This window comes from Pseudomonas lundensis (assembly GCF_015377145.2).
GTDB classification, from domain to species: Bacteria; Pseudomonadota; Gammaproteobacteria; order Pseudomonadales; family Pseudomonadaceae; genus Aquipseudomonas; species Aquipseudomonas lundensis.
The window spans coordinates 4,461,009-4,477,010 of sequence record NZ_CP062158.2 but is presented as its reverse complement, the minus strand read 5'-3'; the positions used below and the strand labels follow the sequence as shown (position 1 = coordinate 4,477,010).

General features: G+C 60.4%; 11 protein-coding genes. 9 read left to right on the top strand and 2 right to left on the bottom strand.

What is annotated here, in order from left to right; genetic code table 11:
* Window positions 1–196: 196 nt before the first annotated feature.
* Together aceF and aceE are read right to left on the bottom strand one after the other, a co-directional pair.
* Window positions 197–1,831: a dihydrolipoyllysine-residue acetyltransferase gene (aceF, locus tag IF654_RS20895; protein WP_194862098.1), complete on the bottom strand. Its 1,635-nt coding sequence runs from the start codon at window positions 1,829–1,831 to the stop codon at window positions 197–199.
* Window positions 1,832–1,842: 11 nt separating this feature from the next.
* Window positions 1,843–4,488, bottom strand: coding sequence for a pyruvate dehydrogenase (acetyl-transferring), homodimeric type (aceE, locus tag IF654_RS20890; RefSeq protein WP_047273064.1), 2,646 nt, complete (start codon window positions 4,486–4,488; stop codon window positions 1,843–1,845).
* 383 nt (window positions 4,489–4,871) lie between these two features.
* On the opposite strand from aceE, the gene glnE reads away from it, so the two are divergent.
* The 9 genes from glnE to IF654_RS20845 all read left to right on the top strand — a co-directional run bounded on the left by glnE (window position 4,872) and on the right by IF654_RS20845 (window position 15,962).
* Window positions 4,872–7,844 (top strand): bifunctional [glutamate--ammonia ligase]-adenylyl-L-tyrosine phosphorylase/[glutamate--ammonia-ligase] adenylyltransferase, encoded by a 2,973-nt coding sequence (gene glnE / locus IF654_RS20885; protein WP_047281980.1) that lies wholly within the window; start codon window positions 4,872–4,874, stop codon window positions 7,842–7,844.
* 84 nt (window positions 7,845–7,928) lie between these two features.
* Window positions 7,929–8,852 carry a branched-chain amino acid transaminase gene (locus IF654_RS20880; RefSeq protein ID WP_047273066.1) on the top strand — a complete coding sequence of 308 codons (924 nt, stop codon included), beginning with the start codon at window positions 7,929–7,931 and terminating at the stop codon, window positions 8,850–8,852.
* 155 nt (window positions 8,853–9,007) lie between these two features.
* The gene (gene waaF / locus IF654_RS20875; RefSeq protein WP_047273067.1) at window positions 9,008–10,042 is read left to right on the top strand and encodes a lipopolysaccharide heptosyltransferase II; all 1,035 of its coding nucleotides are present in this window, start codon (window positions 9,008–9,010) and stop codon (window positions 10,040–10,042) included.
* Window positions 10,043–11,104: a lipopolysaccharide heptosyltransferase I gene (gene waaC / locus IF654_RS20870; protein ID WP_083332957.1), complete on the top strand. Its 1,062-nt coding sequence runs from the start codon at window positions 10,043–10,045 to the stop codon at window positions 11,102–11,104.
* Window positions 11,104–12,225 (top strand): glycosyltransferase family 4 protein, encoded by a 1,122-nt coding sequence (locus tag IF654_RS20865; RefSeq protein WP_047281983.1) that lies wholly within the window; start codon window positions 11,104–11,106, stop codon window positions 12,223–12,225. Before waaC ends, IF654_RS20865 begins: the two co-directional genes overlap by 1 nt.
* The gene (rfaP, locus tag IF654_RS20860) at window positions 12,225–13,031 is read left to right on the top strand and encodes a lipopolysaccharide core heptose(I) kinase RfaP (RefSeq protein ID WP_047273070.1); all 807 of its coding nucleotides are present in this window, start codon (window positions 12,225–12,227) and stop codon (window positions 13,029–13,031) included. The genes IF654_RS20865 and rfaP overlap by 1 nt, the downstream gene beginning before the upstream one ends.
* Entirely contained in the window at window positions 13,031–13,765 is a 735-nt protein-coding gene (locus tag IF654_RS20855) for a lipopolysaccharide kinase InaA family protein (RefSeq protein WP_194862099.1), read from the top strand. The genes rfaP and IF654_RS20855 overlap by 1 nt, the downstream gene beginning before the upstream one ends.
* Window positions 13,762–14,514 carry a lipopolysaccharide kinase InaA family protein gene (locus IF654_RS20850; RefSeq protein ID WP_047273072.1) on the top strand — a complete coding sequence of 251 codons (753 nt, stop codon included), beginning with the start codon at window positions 13,762–13,764 and terminating at the stop codon, window positions 14,512–14,514. The genes IF654_RS20855 and IF654_RS20850 overlap by 4 nt, the downstream gene beginning before the upstream one ends.
* Window positions 14,514–15,962, top strand: a complete 1,449-nt coding sequence (locus tag IF654_RS20845; RefSeq protein ID WP_194862100.1) for a lipopolysaccharide kinase InaA family protein — start codon at window positions 14,514–14,516, stop codon at window positions 15,960–15,962. Before IF654_RS20850 ends, IF654_RS20845 begins: the two co-directional genes overlap by 1 nt.
* The last annotated feature ends 40 nt before the right edge of the window (window positions 15,963–16,002 follow it).

Here is a 16,002-nt window from a genome sequence, read left to right as displayed (position 1 = left end):
TTCAGCGATGTATCCACACACTTATCCACAATGGGGTGTGCAAGAAGTTGCGCATAATGGCCTTGGGCTATTATGTTTTTGAGGGTGTTTTTCGGGCAAAAAAAGCCCCGCCAAATGGGCGGGGTTGAGGTACGAGCGTGGCGCTCGGAAAACAGTGCGCGGCCCCGGTCTTCGGTGAAGAAGACCGGGGTCAGGCTTACAGCAAGATGGTGCGGATATCAGCCAGCAACTGGCTCAGGCGCTGGGTGAAACGTGCAGCGGCAGCGCCGTTGATCACGCGGTGATCGTAGGACAGCGACAGGGGCAGCATCAGTTTGGGCTGGAAGGCTTTGCCGTCCCAGACAGGCTGAATGGTTGCCTTGGAGACACCCAGGATCGCCACTTCCGGCGCGTTGACGATCGGCGTGAAGCCGGTGCCGCCAATGTGGCCGAGGCTGGAAATGGTGAAGCAGGCGCCTTGCATGTCGTCAGCGGTGAGCTTCTTGTCGCGGGCTTTGGCAGCCAGCGCAGCGGCTTCGGCAGCCAGTTGCAGCAGGCTCTTCTGATCAACGTTCTTGATCACAGGAACCAGCAAGCCGTCCGGTGTGTCCACGGCGAAGCCGATGTGCACGTATTTCTTGCGGATGATGGCTTTGCCGCTTGGCGCCAGCGAGCTGTTGAAGTCGGGCATTTCCTTGAGCAGGTGGGCGCACGACTTGAGCAGCAGGGGCAGTACGGTCAGTTTCACGCCGGCCTTTTCAGCCACGGCTTTTTGCGCGACGCGGAAAGCTTCCAGCTCAGTGATGTCAGCCTGATCGAACTGCGTCACGTGAGGGATGTTCAGCCAGCTGCGGTGCAGGCTCGACGCGCCGATTTGCATCAGGCGGGTCATGGCCACTTCTTCGACTTCACCGAAACGGCTGAAATCGACAGCCGGAATCGGGGGAATGCCAGCACCACCGGTTGCACCGGCGGCCGGAGCGTCCTTGGCCTTCTGCATCATCGCTTTGACGTAGGCTTGCACGTCTTCTTTCAAGACGCGCCCGTGCGGACCGCTCGGGCTCACGGCGTTTAGCTCGACGCCGAACTCGCGGGCCAGCTGACGCACAGCAGGGCCTGCGTGAACTTTGGCGCCTGTTGGCGCAGGCGCGGCGGCCGGGGCAGGGGCTGCCTCGGCTTTGGCGGCTGGCGCAGGGGCTGCAGCGGTAGGCGCTTCAGTTTTGGCCGGAGCCGGGGCGGCTGGCGCAGGTGCAGCAGGTGCCGCCGCGCCTTGAACCTTGAGCTTGAGGATGAAATCGCCAGTGCCGACTTCGTCATCGAGCTTGACCGAAATGCTTTCCACCACACCGGCAGCTGGCGATGGAATTTCCATGCTGGCCTTGTCGGATTCGAGGGTGATCAGCGATTGATCGGCCTCAACGGTGTCGCCAGCCTTGACCAGAATCTCGATGATTTTGGCTTTGCCCGACGAGCCGATGTCCGGGACGTGAATGTCCTGCACGGTGGCTTCTGCCGGGGCCGCAGCGGCGGGTGCCTGGGCGGCTGGCGCTTCTGCGGCAGGGGCTTTGGCAGGCTCATCAGCGGCGGCCGGAGCGGCGGCTTCAGGCGCCGCGCTGGCGCCCTCGGCTTCCAGCTCCAGCAGTTCGTCGCCTTCTTTGAGGCGGTCGCCCAGGTTAACTTTCAGGCTCTTGACGATACCGGCCTTGGGCGCAGGGATTTCCATGCTCGCCTTGTCCGATTCCAGCGTCAGGATGCTCTGGTCGGCTTCAATGCGGTCGCCGACCTTTACAAACAGTTCGATGACTTCACCTTCACCGCTGCCGATGTCAGGTACTCGAATGAGTTCGCTCACAAATATTCTCCTCAGCAGTCCAGTGGGTTGCGTTTTTCCGGGTTGATGCCGAACTTGACGATGGCTTCAGCCACCACCTTGGGTTCGATATCGCCACGGTCAGCCAGCGCTTCAAGGGCTGCCAACACCACGAAGTGACGGTCTACTTCAAAGAAGTGACGCAGTTTTTTGCGGCTGTCGCTGCGGCCGAAACCGTCAGTGCCCAGCACTTTGAATTCCTTGACCGGCACCCACTGGCGAATCTGTTCAGCGAACAGCTTCATGTAGTCAGTCGACGCGATAACCGGACCTTTACGGCCACTCAGGCACTCTTCAACGTAGCTGACCTGTGGCTTCTGGCCAGGGTGCAGGCGGTTGGCACGTTCAACGGCCAGGCCGTCGCGACGCAGTTCGTTGAAGCTGGTAACGCTCCACACGTCAGCACCGATGTTGAATTCGTCACGCAGGATCTTCGCAGCTTCACGCACTTCACGCAGGATGGTGCCGGAGCCCATCAGTTGAACGTGGTGAGCGGCTTCCTTGGTGTCTTCTTCAAGCAGGTACATGCCCTTGACGATGCCTTGCTCGACACCGGCCGGCATGGCTGGCTGCTGGTAGGACTCGTTCATCACGGTGATGTAGTAGAAGACGTCCTGTTGCTCTTCGGTCATCTTCTTCATGCCGTCCTGAATAATCACCGCCAGCTCATAGCCGTAGGTCGGATCGTAGGTGCGGCAGTTCGGGATGGTTGCAGCCAGGATGTGGCTGTGACCGTCTTCGTGTTGCAGGCCTTCACCGTTGAGCGTGGTGCGCCCGGCGGTGCCGCCGATCAGGAAGCCACGGGTGCGGCTGTCGCCAGCGGCCCAGGCCAGGTCGCCAATACGCTGGAAGCCGAACATCGAGTAGAAGATGTAGAACGGCAGCATTGGCTGGTTGTGGTTGGAGTACGAAGTACCGGCGGCGATGAAGGAGCTCATGGCGCCTGCTTCGTTGATGCCTTCTTCGAGGATCTGACCTTTCTTGTCTTCGCGGTAGAACATCACCTGGTCTTTGTCGACGGGCTCGTAGAGCTGGCCGGCGGACGAGTAGATGCCCAACTGACGGAACATGCCTTCCATACCGAAGGTACGGGCTTCGTCCGGGATGATCGGGACGATGCGCTGGCCGATGTCTTTGTCTTTGACCAACTGGGCCAGGATGCGCACGAACGCCATGGTGGTGGAGATTTCGCGATCGCCGGAGCCGTCAAGGATGGCCTTGAGGGTGTCCAGTGGCGGAGTCGGAATGCTCATGCTCTTGGCGCGACGCTGAGGCACAAAACCGCCCAGTGCCGTACGACGCTCGCTCAGGTAGCGGGCTTCAGCGCTGCCTTCTTCGGGTTTGAAGAACGGCAGGTTTTCGATTTCTTCGTCTTTGACCGGAATGTCAAAGCGGTCGCGGAACAACTTCAGGCTGTCGACGTCGACTTTCTTGGTGTTGTGCGCTGTGTTTTTCGCTTCGCCGGCACCGGTGCCATAACCCTTGATGGTCTTGGCCAGGATGACGGTTGGCTGGTCTTTGTGGTTGACCGCTTCGTGGTACGCCGCGTAGACCTTGTACGGGTCGTGGCCGCCACGGTTGAGTTTCCAGATTTCGTCGTCGGACAGGTCTGCAACCATCGCCTTGAGTTCAGGCGTGTTGAAGAAGTGTTCACGGACGAACGCGCCGTCTTTGGCTTTGTAGTTCTGGTACTCGCCGTCGATGACTTCGTCCATGCGGCGTTGCAGGATGCCGTCGACGTCTTTGGCCAGCAGCGGGTCCCAGAAACGGCCCCAGATGACTTTGGTCACGTTCCACTGAGCACCGCGGAACACGCCTTCGAGTTCCTGGATGATCTTGCCGTTGCCGCGAACCGGGCCGTCGAGGCGCTGCAGGTTGCAGTTGATGACAAAAATCAGGTTGTCGAGGTTTTCGCGGCCTGCCAACGAGATGGCGCCCAGGGATTCCGGCTCGTCACACTCGCCGTCGCCCAGGAAACACCAGACTTTTTGCTTGCCGGCCGGGATGTAGCCACGGGCTTCCAGGTACTTCATGAAGCGTGCCTGGTAGATCGCCTGAATCGGACCCAGACCCATGGAAACGGTCGGGAACTGCCAGAAGTCAGGCATCAGCCAAGGGTGCGGGTAGGACGAGAGGCCCTGACCGTCGACTTCCTGGCGGAAGTTGTTCATTTGTTCTTCGGTGATGCGGCCTTCCATGAACGCACGGGCGTAAACGCCCGGGGAGGTGTGGCCCTGGAAGTAGATCAGGTCGCCGCCGTGTTCTTCGGTCGGGGCCTGGAAGAAGTAGTTGAAGCCGATGTCATACAGGGTTGCGCTGGAAGCGAAGCTGGAGATGTGACCGCCCAGGTCAGAATCTTTCAAGTTCGTGCGCATAACCATGGCCATGGCGTTCCAGCGAACCAACGAGCGAATGCGGCGTTCCATGAACAGGTCGCCAGGCATGCGTGCTTCGTGGGTCACGGGAATGGTGTTGCGGTATGGCGTTGTGATGGCGTACGGCAGCTGCGAACCGGTGCGAGTAGCGAGCTCACCCATACGGGTCATCAGATAGTGAGCACGGTCTTCGCCTTCTTTGTCGAGAACCGATTCCAGGGCGTCCAGCCATTCCTGGGTTTCGACGGGATCGAGGTCTTGCATGGCTTGCTCCAGGGCGGAAAGGCTTCCAGAATCGGTTGCCTGAGTTTGCGACTGGCCTTGTGGGCAGACGACATAAATTCTTGGATAGCCGGAAGTAGATTCCGGGGTTGTGTAGTTTTACTACAAATCGTTGGCCATTTCAGCCTTTCAAATGGGTGAGTCAGTAGTAAAACTACAGGATAGGCTTCAACGGCCCCCTGTTTGCTTGTGTGAAAAATCGATACTGTTGGTGCGAAATTTATCTTTTTGCCGAGTTGTCGCAGGTTTTGTGCCAATAAAAAACAATTGTCAGCTATTTATAACCTTTGTTCGACAGTCGGATTAAACCGCTGTTTCTTCCTGTCACCGTACCCGGCATTCCCTTCGCCGATCAAGGATAGACCATGAGCCTTCCGTCGCTTGCTCCAATCCCCTCCCTTTTAATGCCCGTTGCGAACCGTGCCGAACAGTCCTGGCGCGCTGCAGTGGCCGGGCTTGACGGCGGGCCGGGGCTGGACGATTGGTCTGACGCGCGCTGGGCAGCGTTCAGTCGCGTCAGTGCGGCCAGCGACTTCTTTATTGAGCAGGCGGTGCGCGACCCGATGATGTTGCTGGAGCTGGCGAGCTTCGGTGAGCTGGACCGCAACTTCGCGCCTGGCGAGCTGTGCGGGCAAATTGCTGCCGCTGTGCAGCAGGCGCAAACCGATGAGGAGTTGGCTCGCGTGTTGCGTCGCCAGCGCACGCGGCAGCAAGTGCGCATCATTTGGCGCGACCTGACCCGCCAGGCGGATTTGATCGAAACCTGCCGCGACCTGTCGGACATGGCCGATGCCTGCATCGATCAGGCTTATCGCTGGCTGTACGAACGTCATTGCCAGCAGTTCGGCACACCGATCGGGCAGCGCAGCGGCGAGCCCCAGCCGATGGTGATTCTGGGCATGGGCAAGCTCGGGGCGGTGGAGCTGAACCTGTCGTCGGACATCGACCTGATCTTTGCCTACCCCGAAGGGGGCGAAACGGTCGGCGCCAAGCGTCCGCTGGACAATCAGGAGTTCTTCATTCGTTTGGGCCAGCGCCTGATTAAAGCGCTGGACCCCATGACCGTCGACGGTTTTGTATTCCGCGTCGACATGCGTTTGCGCCCGTATGGCTCGTCCGGGGCGTTGGTGCTGAGCTTCAATGCGCTGGAGCAGTATTACCAGGACCAGGGCCGCGACTGGGAGCGGTACGCGATGATCAAGGCCCGCGTGGTGGCGGGCGATCAAGTCATGGGCGCGCAATTGCTCGATCTGTTGCGCCCGTTCGTGTACCGGCGCTATCTCGATTTTTCGGCGATTGAAGCGCTGCGCACCATGAAGCAGCTGATTCAGCAGGAAGTGCGGCGCAAAGGCATGGCCGACAACATCAAGCTGGGGGCGGGCGGGATTCGCGAGGTTGAATTCATTGCTCAGGCCTTCCAGTTGATTCACGGGGGGCGAGACCTGAGCCTGCAACAGCGCCCGCTGCTCAAAGTGCTGAGCATTCTGGAGGGGCAAGGCTATTTGCCTGCCGCTGTGGTCAGTGAATTGCGCGAAGGCTATGAATTTTTGCGCTACACCGAGCACGCGATTCAAGCGATTGCCGATCGCCAGACCCAGATGCTGCCCGACAGCGAGCTGGACCAAGCGCGCATTGCGTTCATGATGGGGTTTGACAGTTGGGCCGCGTTTCACGCGCAACTGATGGCGTGGCGAGGGCGAATTGACTGGCATTTCCGTCAGGTGATTGCCGACCCGGACGACGAAGAAGACATCGATGACGGTGAGCTGATTGTCGGCGGGGAATGGTTGCCGCTGTGGGAAGAAGTTCAGGACGATGCAGCGGCGTGCGTTCAACTTGAAGAGGCCGGGTTTGTCGACGCGCCCAAGGCACTGAAACAACTGGCCAGTCTGCGTTCCAGTCCGCAACTGCGCGCGATGCAGCGCTTGGGGCGGGAACGTCTCGACGCGTTTATCCCGCGCCTGCTGGCCCAAGCGGTTGAACACGCCAACCCGGATTTGGTGCTGGAACGGGTGTTGCCGCTGGTGGAAGCCGTGGCCCGTCGCTCGGCGTATCTGGTGTTGTTGACCGAAAACCCCGACGCGCTGCGCCGTCTGTTGACCTTGTGTGCGGCCAGCCCGTGGATCGCTGAGCAAATCACGCGCTTTCCGCTGCTGCTCGATGAGTTGCTGAATGAGGGCCGTCTGTTCAAGCCGCCCCTGGCACCGGAGCTGGCTGCGGAGTTGCGTGAGCGCCTGACGCGCATTCCGGAAGATGACCTGGAACAGCAGATGGAAGCGCTGCGTAACTTCAAGCTGGCGCACCGTTTGCGCGTGGCGGCGTCGGAAATCGCGGGCAGCCTGCCTTTAATGAAGGTCAGCGATTACCTGACATGGCTGGCCGAGGCCATTCTGGAACAAGTGCTGGCGCTGGCCTGGCGTCAGACGGTGGCCAAATACGGCACGCCGCAGCGCACCGACGGCAGCCTGTGCGACCCCGGCTTTATTATTGTCGGCTACGGCAAAGTGGGCGGTATCGAACTGGGGCACGGCTCTGATCTGGACCTCGTGTTTATCCACGATGGCGACCCGAACGCCGATACCGACGGGCCAAAACCCATCGACAGCGCACAGTTTTTCACCCGCCTGGGGCAGCGGATCATTCACTTGCTCACCGCGCAAACCAACTCTGGCCAGTTGTATGACGTCGATATGCGCTTGCGTCCGTCAGGCGCTTCCGGGTTGTTGGTCAGCTCCCTCGGTGCTTTTGAGCGCTATCAGCAAAACGAAGCCTGGACCTGGGAGCATCAGGCGTTGGTGCGCGCCCGTGTGCTGGTGGGCTGCAAGCAAGTGGGCAGTGCGTTCGAGCAGGTGCGCGCCAGCGTGCTGGGCCGCGAGCGGGACTTGCCCACGTTGCGTCAGGAGGTCAGCGAGATGCGGGCCAAGATGCGCGACAACCTCGGCACGCGCATAACCGCCGCCGGCCTGGGTGAAAACGCCTTCGAGGCCACGGTGCCGTTCGACCTCAAGCAGGACGCCGGAGGTATCGTCGATATTGAATTTATGGTGCAATACGCGACCCTTGCATGGGCGCGGGACTACCCGCAGTTGCTCCGTTTCACCGATAACATCCGCATTCTGGAAGGGCTGGAAGAGGCCGGGTTGATGCCCGCCGCCGATGCCAGCCTGCTGCGCGAGGCTTACAAGGCCTTTCGTGCCGTTGCCCACCGCCAGGCCTTGCAGAAGGAAGCCGGGGTGGTCACGGGCGATCAGTTTGTCGTCGAACGTCAGAACGTACGGCGCATTTGGTCTGAGCTGGGCCTGGGCCCGGTCAGCCAGAACACAGAGTTAAAGCTGTAAAACGTATCCGGCGGGCCCATAAGGTCCGTCCAATTTGCCTGTCGTCTCAAGGCGCAGGTGCTGGATTCTTTGAGGAGCGTAATGATGTCGATGGCTGATCGTGATGGTGTGATCTGGTATGACGGCAAATTGGTGCCGTGGCGTGACGCAACAACCCACGTGCTGACCCATACCCTGCACTACGGCATGGGCGTGTTTGAAGGCGTGCGTGCGTACGAAACCCCGCAGGGCGCCGCGATTTTCCGCCTGCAGGCGCACACTGACCGCCTGTTCGATTCGGCCCACATCATGGGCATGAAGATCCCGTTCAGCAAAGACGAAATCAACGAAGCGACCCGCGTGGCGGTGCGTGAAAACAACCTCGACAGCGCCTACATTCGCCCGATGGTGTTCTACGGGTCTGAAGCCATGGGCCTGCGTGCCACCGGGCTGAAAGTCCACGTGATCATCGCGCCGTGGAGCTGGGGTGCCTATATGGGCGCCGAAGCACTGGAAGTCGGGATCAAGGTGCGTACCAGCTCCTTCACCCGCCACCACGTGAACATTTCCATGACCCGTGCCAAGGCCAACGGTCACTACATCAACTCGATGCTGGCCCTGCAGGAAGCGATTTCCGGCGGTGCCGACGAAGCGCTGTTGCTGGATCCGGAAGGTTTCGTGGCCGAAGGCTCGGGCGAGAACGTGTTTCTGGTCAAGGATGGCGTCATCTATACCCCGGACGTGACCGCGTGCCTCAATGGCATCACCCGCAGCACGATCCTGACCCTGGCCACCGAGCTGGGTTACAAATTTGTTGAAAAACGCATCACCCGCGACGAGGTGTACATCGCTGACGAAGCGTTCTTTACCGGCACGGCCGCTGAAGTGACGCCGATTCGTGAAGTCGACGGGCGTCAAATCGGGATCGGCCGTCGTGGTCCGATCACTGAAAAACTGCAAAAGGCTTACTTTGATCTGGTTACCGGCAAAACGTCGGCCCACGCCGAGTGGCGTACACTGGTCAAATAAAGCGAAATGGCATCACAGCGGGGAGGCGAAAGCCTGAGACCCGCCAGTTAAGAACAGGCTGCCCCTGCACGAGCGAGTTCGCTCACTCTTGCGGCTGATGGCCCTTGACTGGCGAGCATCAGGCGAATGCCTCCCTTGCTTGTTTATGGAAACTTATGAAAATTTTGATCGTTGGGCCCAGCTGGGTCGGTGACATGGTGATGGCGCAGACACTGTTCCAGTGCCTGAAACAGCGTCACCCAGAGTGCGAAATCGATGTGCTGGCGCCTGAGTGGAGCCGGCCGATTCTCGAGCGCATGCCTGAAGTTCGCCAGGCCTTGAGCTTTCCGCTCGGCCACGGCGCACTGGAACTGGCCACGCGGCGCAAGATCGGCAAGTCCCTCAAGGGTCAGTACGATCAGGCCATCCTGCTGCCCAATTCACTGAAATCGGCGCTGGTGCCGTTTTTCGCCGGGATTGCCAAGCGCACCGGCTGGCGCGGCGAATTTCGCTACGGCCTGCTGAACGACGTGCGCACGCTCGACAAAGAACGCTACCCGCTGATGATCGAGCGCTTCATGGCGCTGGCGTATGCGCCGGGCGCCGCGTTGCCTACGCCGTACCCGCGCCCGGCCTTGCAAATTGACCCGCAAAGCCGCGACGCCGCGCTCAACACCTTTGGCCTGACCCTCGACCGCCCGGTGCTGGCGTTGTGCCCAGGCGCGGAATTCGGTGAGTCCAAGCGCTGGCCGTCTGAACACTACGCCAACGTCGCTGAACAGAAGATCCGCGAAGGCTGGCAGGTGTGGCTATTCGGTTCGAAAAACGATCACGCGGTGGGCGAAGAGATCCGCGCACGCTTGATCCCCGGCTTGCGTGAAGAGGCCGTCAACCTCAGCGGCGACACCTCGCTGGCCGAGGCCATTGATCTGTTGTCTTGTGCCGACGCCGTGGTGTCCAACGATTCGGGCCTGATGCACGTGGCGGCTGCGCTGAATCGCCCGCTGGTGGCCGTGTATGGTTCAACCTCGCCGGGTTTCACCCCGCCGCTGGCCGACAAGGTCGAGATCGTGCGCCTGGGGCTCGAATGCAGCCCGTGTTTTGAACGCACCTGCCGTTTCGGTCATTACAACTGCCTGCGCGAACTGATGCCGCAACTCGTCGTAGACGCTTTGCAGCGTTTGCAGGGCTCACCGGTCGAGGTTCACTAGGTGCGCGTCCTGTTGGTGAAAACCTCATCCCTCGGGGATGTGATTCATGCATTGCCTGCGCTGACCGACGCCGCGCGGGCGATTCCGGGCATCACGTTTGACTGGGTGGTGGAAGAAGGCTTTGCCGAGATCCCGACCTGGCACCCGTCAGTGGGCAACGTGATTCCCGTGGCCATCCGCCGCTGGCGCAAGAACCTCTGGGAAACCATCAAAAGCGGCGAATGGCGACGTTTCAAGCAGCGCTTGCGCGCTGAAAAATACGACCTGATCATCGACGCGCAGGGTTTGCTCAAAAGTGCGTGGCTGACCCGCTATGTCAAGGCGCCCGTCGCAGGGTTTGATCGCGACTCTGCCCGGGAGCCGCTGGCCAGCCGTTTTTACCAGCGCCGCCTGGCTGTGGCGCGCGGCCAGCACGCCGTCGAACGTTTGCGTCAGCTGTTTGCCGTTGCGCTGGGCTACGACTTGCCCAAAGGCTTGGGCGATTACGGGCTGGATGTCGACCGCTTGGTCGAGTTGCCGCGTCAAAAGCCGTTTGTCCTGTTCCTGCACGGCACCACGTGGGACACCAAACACTGGCCCGAAGTGTACTGGCGCGACCTGGCCATTCGCATGGGGCACCTGGGCGTTCAGGTGCGCTTGCCGTGGGGCAACCCGGCCGAGAAGGCCCGCGCGGAACGTATCGCCAGGGAGTTGCCTCACGTGGTGGTGCTGCCCAAGTTGAACCTGGCAGGCGTCGCCAAAGTGCTGGCCGGCGCCAGTGCCTGCGTGGCGGTGGACACGGGCCTCGGGCATCTGGCGGCGGCACTGGATGTGCCCACCATTTCCCTGTTCGGGCCGACCAACCCCGGTCTGACGGGCGCCTATGGCAAGTCGCAAATCCACCTCGCCAGCGATTTCCCGTGCGCGCCTTGCCTGCAGAAAAAATGCACATACTCACCGACTGCACAGGACCAGCAGCGGTTTGACCTGAAAACCGAGTGGCCCTTGTGCTTCACTCGTTTGAACCCTGAGCGTGTCGCAAGTCGATTAAGCACGTTGTTACTGGCTGAGGAACTGCGCTGATGCAACTGGCTTTTGTCCTGTACAAATACTTTCCGTTTGGCGGTCTGCAACGGGACTTCATGCGCATTGCGCTGGAGTGCCAGAAACGCGGGCACCAGATCCGCGTCTACACCATGATCTGGGAAGGCGATATCCCGCCGGGTTTTGAAGTGCTGGTGGCGCCGGTCAAGGCGTTCTTCAACCACACGCGCAATGAAAAAATGCTCGCCTGGATGCAGGCCGACCTGGCCAAGCGCCCGGTGGATCGCCTGATTGGCTTCAACAAAATGCCGGGGCTGGACGTCTATTACGCCGCTGACGGCTGTTTTGAAGACAAGGCGCAAAACCTGCGGCACTCGATGTACCGCTATTTCAAGCGCTACAGGCACTTTGCCGAGTACGAGCGCGCGGTGTTCGACAAGCACGCTAAAACCGACATTCTGATGATTTCCGAAGTCCAGCAACCGTTGTTCATCAAGCACTACGGCACCCCGATCGAGCGCTTCCATTTGCTGCCGCCGGGGATTGCGCTGGATCGCCGTGCGCCGCCGAATGCGGCTGACATTCGGGCGGATTTCCGGCGTGAGTTCAAGCTGGCAGACGATGATTTGTTGCTGGTGCAGATCGGTTCTGGCTTCAAGACCAAAGGCGTGGATCGCAGCCTTAAAGCGCTGGCGGCCTTGCCCGCGGACCTTAAAAAACGCACCCGCCTGTTTGTCATCGGTCAGGACGACCCCAAAGTCTTTCAATTGCAAAGTGCCACGTTGGGGCTGGGCGAGCACGTGCAGTTCATGAAAGGGCGCAGCGACATCCCGCGCTTTTTGTTGGGCGCGGACGTGCTGATTCACCCGGCCTACAACGAAAACACCGGCACCGTACTGCTTGAAGCGCTGGTGGCCGGCTTGCCGGTGCTGGTCAGCGCGGTATGCGGTTACGCCCATTACATTGCCGAAGCGGATGCGGGGCGTGTGCTGGATGAGCCGTTCGAGCAGGCGCAACTCAATGAGTACCTGACCCACATGTTGTCCGATGATGCTGCGCGCGCGGCCTGGAGCCAAAACGGCTTGGCCTTCGCGCAGACGGCCGACCTCTATAGCATGCCGCAGCACGCTGCGGATGTGATTCTGGCGGAGCAACACTGATGAAACTGATACTTGCCGAACCGTTCAAGCGCTTATGGGCCGGGCGCGATGCGTTCACCGAAGTCGAGCGTCTGGAAGGCGAGGTTTACCGCGAGCTGGAAGGCCGACGTACGTTGCGTACTGAGGTCGACGGGCGTGGTTTCTTTGTCAAAATCCACCGGGGCATTGGCTGGGGCGAAGTGTTCAAGAACCTGCTGACCGCCAAATTGCCCGTGCTCGGCGCAGGTCAGGAGTGGCGGGCGATCAATCGCCTGCATGAGGTCGGCGTTCCGACCATGACCGCCGTGGCCTATGGCGAGAAAGGCAGCAACCCGGCCGCACAGCACTCGTTCATCATCACCGAAGAACTGGCGCCCACGGTCAGCCTTGAAGATTTCAGCATCAACTGGGTCAAGCAACCGCCTCAGCCCCGGCTCAAGCACGCGCTGATCGCTGAAGTGGCGCGCATGACCGGCATGATGCACCGCGCAGGCGTCAACCATCGCGACTGCTACATTTGCCACTTTTTGCTGCACACCGACCAACCGGTGACGCCGGACAATTTCCGTCTGTCGATCATCGATTTGCACCGCGCCCAGACCCGCCCGGTCATCAGCCGCCGCTGGCGCAATAAAGACTTGGCAGCGCTGTATTTTTCGGCGCTGGACATCGGCTTGACCCCGCGCGACAAACTGCGGTTTTTGCGTGGTTATTTCCAGATGCCGCTGCGCCAGATCTTGCGCGATGAAGCCCGTCTGTTGGCCTGGCTGGAAGGCAAGGCGAAAAAACTCTACGAACGCAAAGTGCGTTATGGGGATGCACTGTAATGGCGGGCTGGAATCTGGACCCGGCCTACAGCGCGCTGGCCCGCGACTTTGGCACCCTGGACGCGGTGTTTGCGCTCAAGGGCGAACACCTGACCCGCGATCCGCTGTCGGAGGTGATCCGCGTTCAGCGCGAGGGCGTGAATTATTACGTCAAGCGCTACACCGGGGCTGGCAAAGGGCTGCGTCGCTATCTGGGCCGCCCGCGCGTGAAGTCCGAATGGCAGAACCTCAAGCGGTTCGCCAAGTGGGGCATTCCGACGGCTGACGTGGTGGCCTGGGGCCTTGAGCGTAAAGGCCTCGCCTACGCCCGTGGCGCCATGATTACCCGCGAACTGCCCAACACCCGCGACCTCTCGGAGCTGGCCGACAACAACGACCCGTTGCTCAAGGACCGGCGTTGGGTCGATGAAGTCAGCCGCCAGTTGGCGCGTTACACCAAGACCATGCATGACCACCGCTTCACCCATAACGATTTGAAGTGGCGCAACTTGCTGATCGACGATCAGGCGCAGCTGTATTTGATCGATTGCCCCAACGGCGACTTCTGGCGCGGTTTCTGGCTCAAGTACCGCATCACCAAAGACCTGGCCTGCCTCGACAAAGTGGCCAAATACCACCTGTCGGCCACCCAGCGCCTGCGCTTTTATTTCCAATACACCGGGCGGATGACGCTCACTGGGGCGGACAAGGAACGCGTCCGTCATATCGTGCGTTTTTTTGAGGGCCGGGAATGACTGATTTTGTGGCAGACGCTGATCGCGCCTTGCTGGAACGCAATGGACTGGCGGATTTCGATGCGTTGTGGAACCTGCAACTCGATGCGGTGGACGAACCCAACACCAGTCGCGGTGGCTGGAGCAGCGTGTTTCGCATGGACCTCGACGGTCAGGGGTTTTACCTCAAACGTCAAAGCAACTACCTGACCCGCACGCTGCACAGCCCGCTGGGTGAGCCGAGTTTCGCCCGCGAGTTCCGTAATATTCAGCGCTATCAGCAGTTAGGCATTCCTGCGCTGGAAGCGGTGTTTTTTGGTGAGCGCAAAGTCGGGGGCGAGCGTCGGGCCATTCTGATGACCCGTGCGCTGGATGGCTGGAATGACCTCGACTCGTTGCTGGAGCAATGGCCCCAGTTGAGCGCACCCCAGCGCCAGGCGATCTTGCAGGCCTGCGGCCAACTGGCGCGGCGTCTGCACGAGGTGCGTCAGGTGCACGGCTGTTTCTACCCCAAGCACATCTTCTTGCAGCCTGATGGCCCGGCGTACCGCGCGCAGTTGATCGACCTTGAAAAAACCCGGCCGTTGCTGTTGGGCCAGCGCGACCGGGTCAAGGATATTGAGCCGTTACTGCGTCGCGCGCAGGTCTGGACTGAAACAGACGTGCGTACGATGCTGGCGGCTTATCTCGATCAGCCCCTGGACAGCGGTTTGGTCGAGGCGTGGTATCAACGTCTGAATGTGCGTCGTAACCAAAAGGAGAACCGCTGATGCGTCTATCCGAATTGCAAAAAACCGGGCGTGCCCCGGGATTGCCGCTGAGTATTGAGCTGGCGGACGCCGCCGGGCCCGCGCACTTGCAACTGCTGACGTTGTTGCGCGTCTTGCCGGGCCAGCGCTATGTTGGCGCCGGTGTCTGGCGTGGTCGCACCGTGCTGGCCAAATTGATGGTCGGCAGCAAGGCTGCGCGCAACTTTGAACGTGAGCTGACGGGTGTGCGCGTGTTGGCCGAGCAGGGGTTGACTACACCGCTGTTGCTGGCAGACGGGTTGCAGGAAGGTGAGGGCGGCTGGTTGCTGTTTGAGTTTCTGGAGCACGCCGAGAGCCTGGGCGACGCGTGGCGCGCCGTTGAGGATTTGCCGGTGCTGGCAGACGAGCAACAAGCTGTATTGGCGCAAGCCCTGGAAGCCATTGCCCGGATGCACCTCAAAGGCGTGTGGCAGCAAGACCTGCATCTGGACAACCTGTTGCGTCAAAACGGCAAACTGTTCGTTATCGACGGTGGCGGTATTTGCGTTGAAACCGCGGGCACGCCGTTGTCTCGACAAAAGGTGCTGGAAAACCTGGGGGTGTTCTTCGCCCAGTTGCCCAAAAACCTTGAGCCGTTTATCGAAGAGTTGCTGGTGCATTACCTGCTCAGTAACGGTGAGCACGCCTTGCCGCTGGAAGCATTGCTCAAGCACGTCGAAAAAGTGCGCGCCTGGCGTCTGAACGACTTTCTCGACAAGGTCGGCCGCGACTGCTCGTTGTTCAGCGTGCAACGTGGGGCGATGGCCTTTCAAGCTGTGCGACGTGAAGAAGAGGACGCGATGCTGCCGGTGCTGGCCAGGGCTGATGCGTTGCTCGATCAGGGCCATCTCTACAAAACCGGCGGCGCAGCGAGTGTCGGCAAGGTTGAAGTAGACGGTCGCATGCTGGTGATCAAACGCTACAACATCAAGGGCGTTGCCCATTGGCTTAAACGCTTCTGGCGCCCAAGCCGCGCCTGGCACTCATGGCGTGAAGGCAATCGGCTGGCGTTTCTCGGTATCGCCACGCCCAAGCCGTTGGCACTGTTGGAAACCCGGTTTTTGTGGTTGCGCACCAAGGCCTATCTGGTCACTGAATACTTGCCCGGGCCGGACATCATTGAGCGTTTTGCGCCTTACGTTGAGAGCGGCGATGCCCCAGAAGCCGAGTTGCAGGCGCTGGATCAGCTGTTTGCTGACTTGATTCGTGAGCGCATCAGCCATGGTGATCTGAAGGGGCATAACGTGTTTTGGGACCCATCACGGGCGCCCGGACGTTGGGCGCTGATTGATCTGGACTCAATGTGCCAGCACCGCAGCACTGCCAGCTTCTCCGCGGCCTACGCTCGTGACAGGGCGCGCTTTATGCGCAACTGGCCGCAGGCTTCAGCGTTGCATCGTTTGCTGGACGAGCGCCTGCCTACGTCCTGATCGATGTGGGTTGACCCGCGCGCGCCTCTGCAAGGCCCCG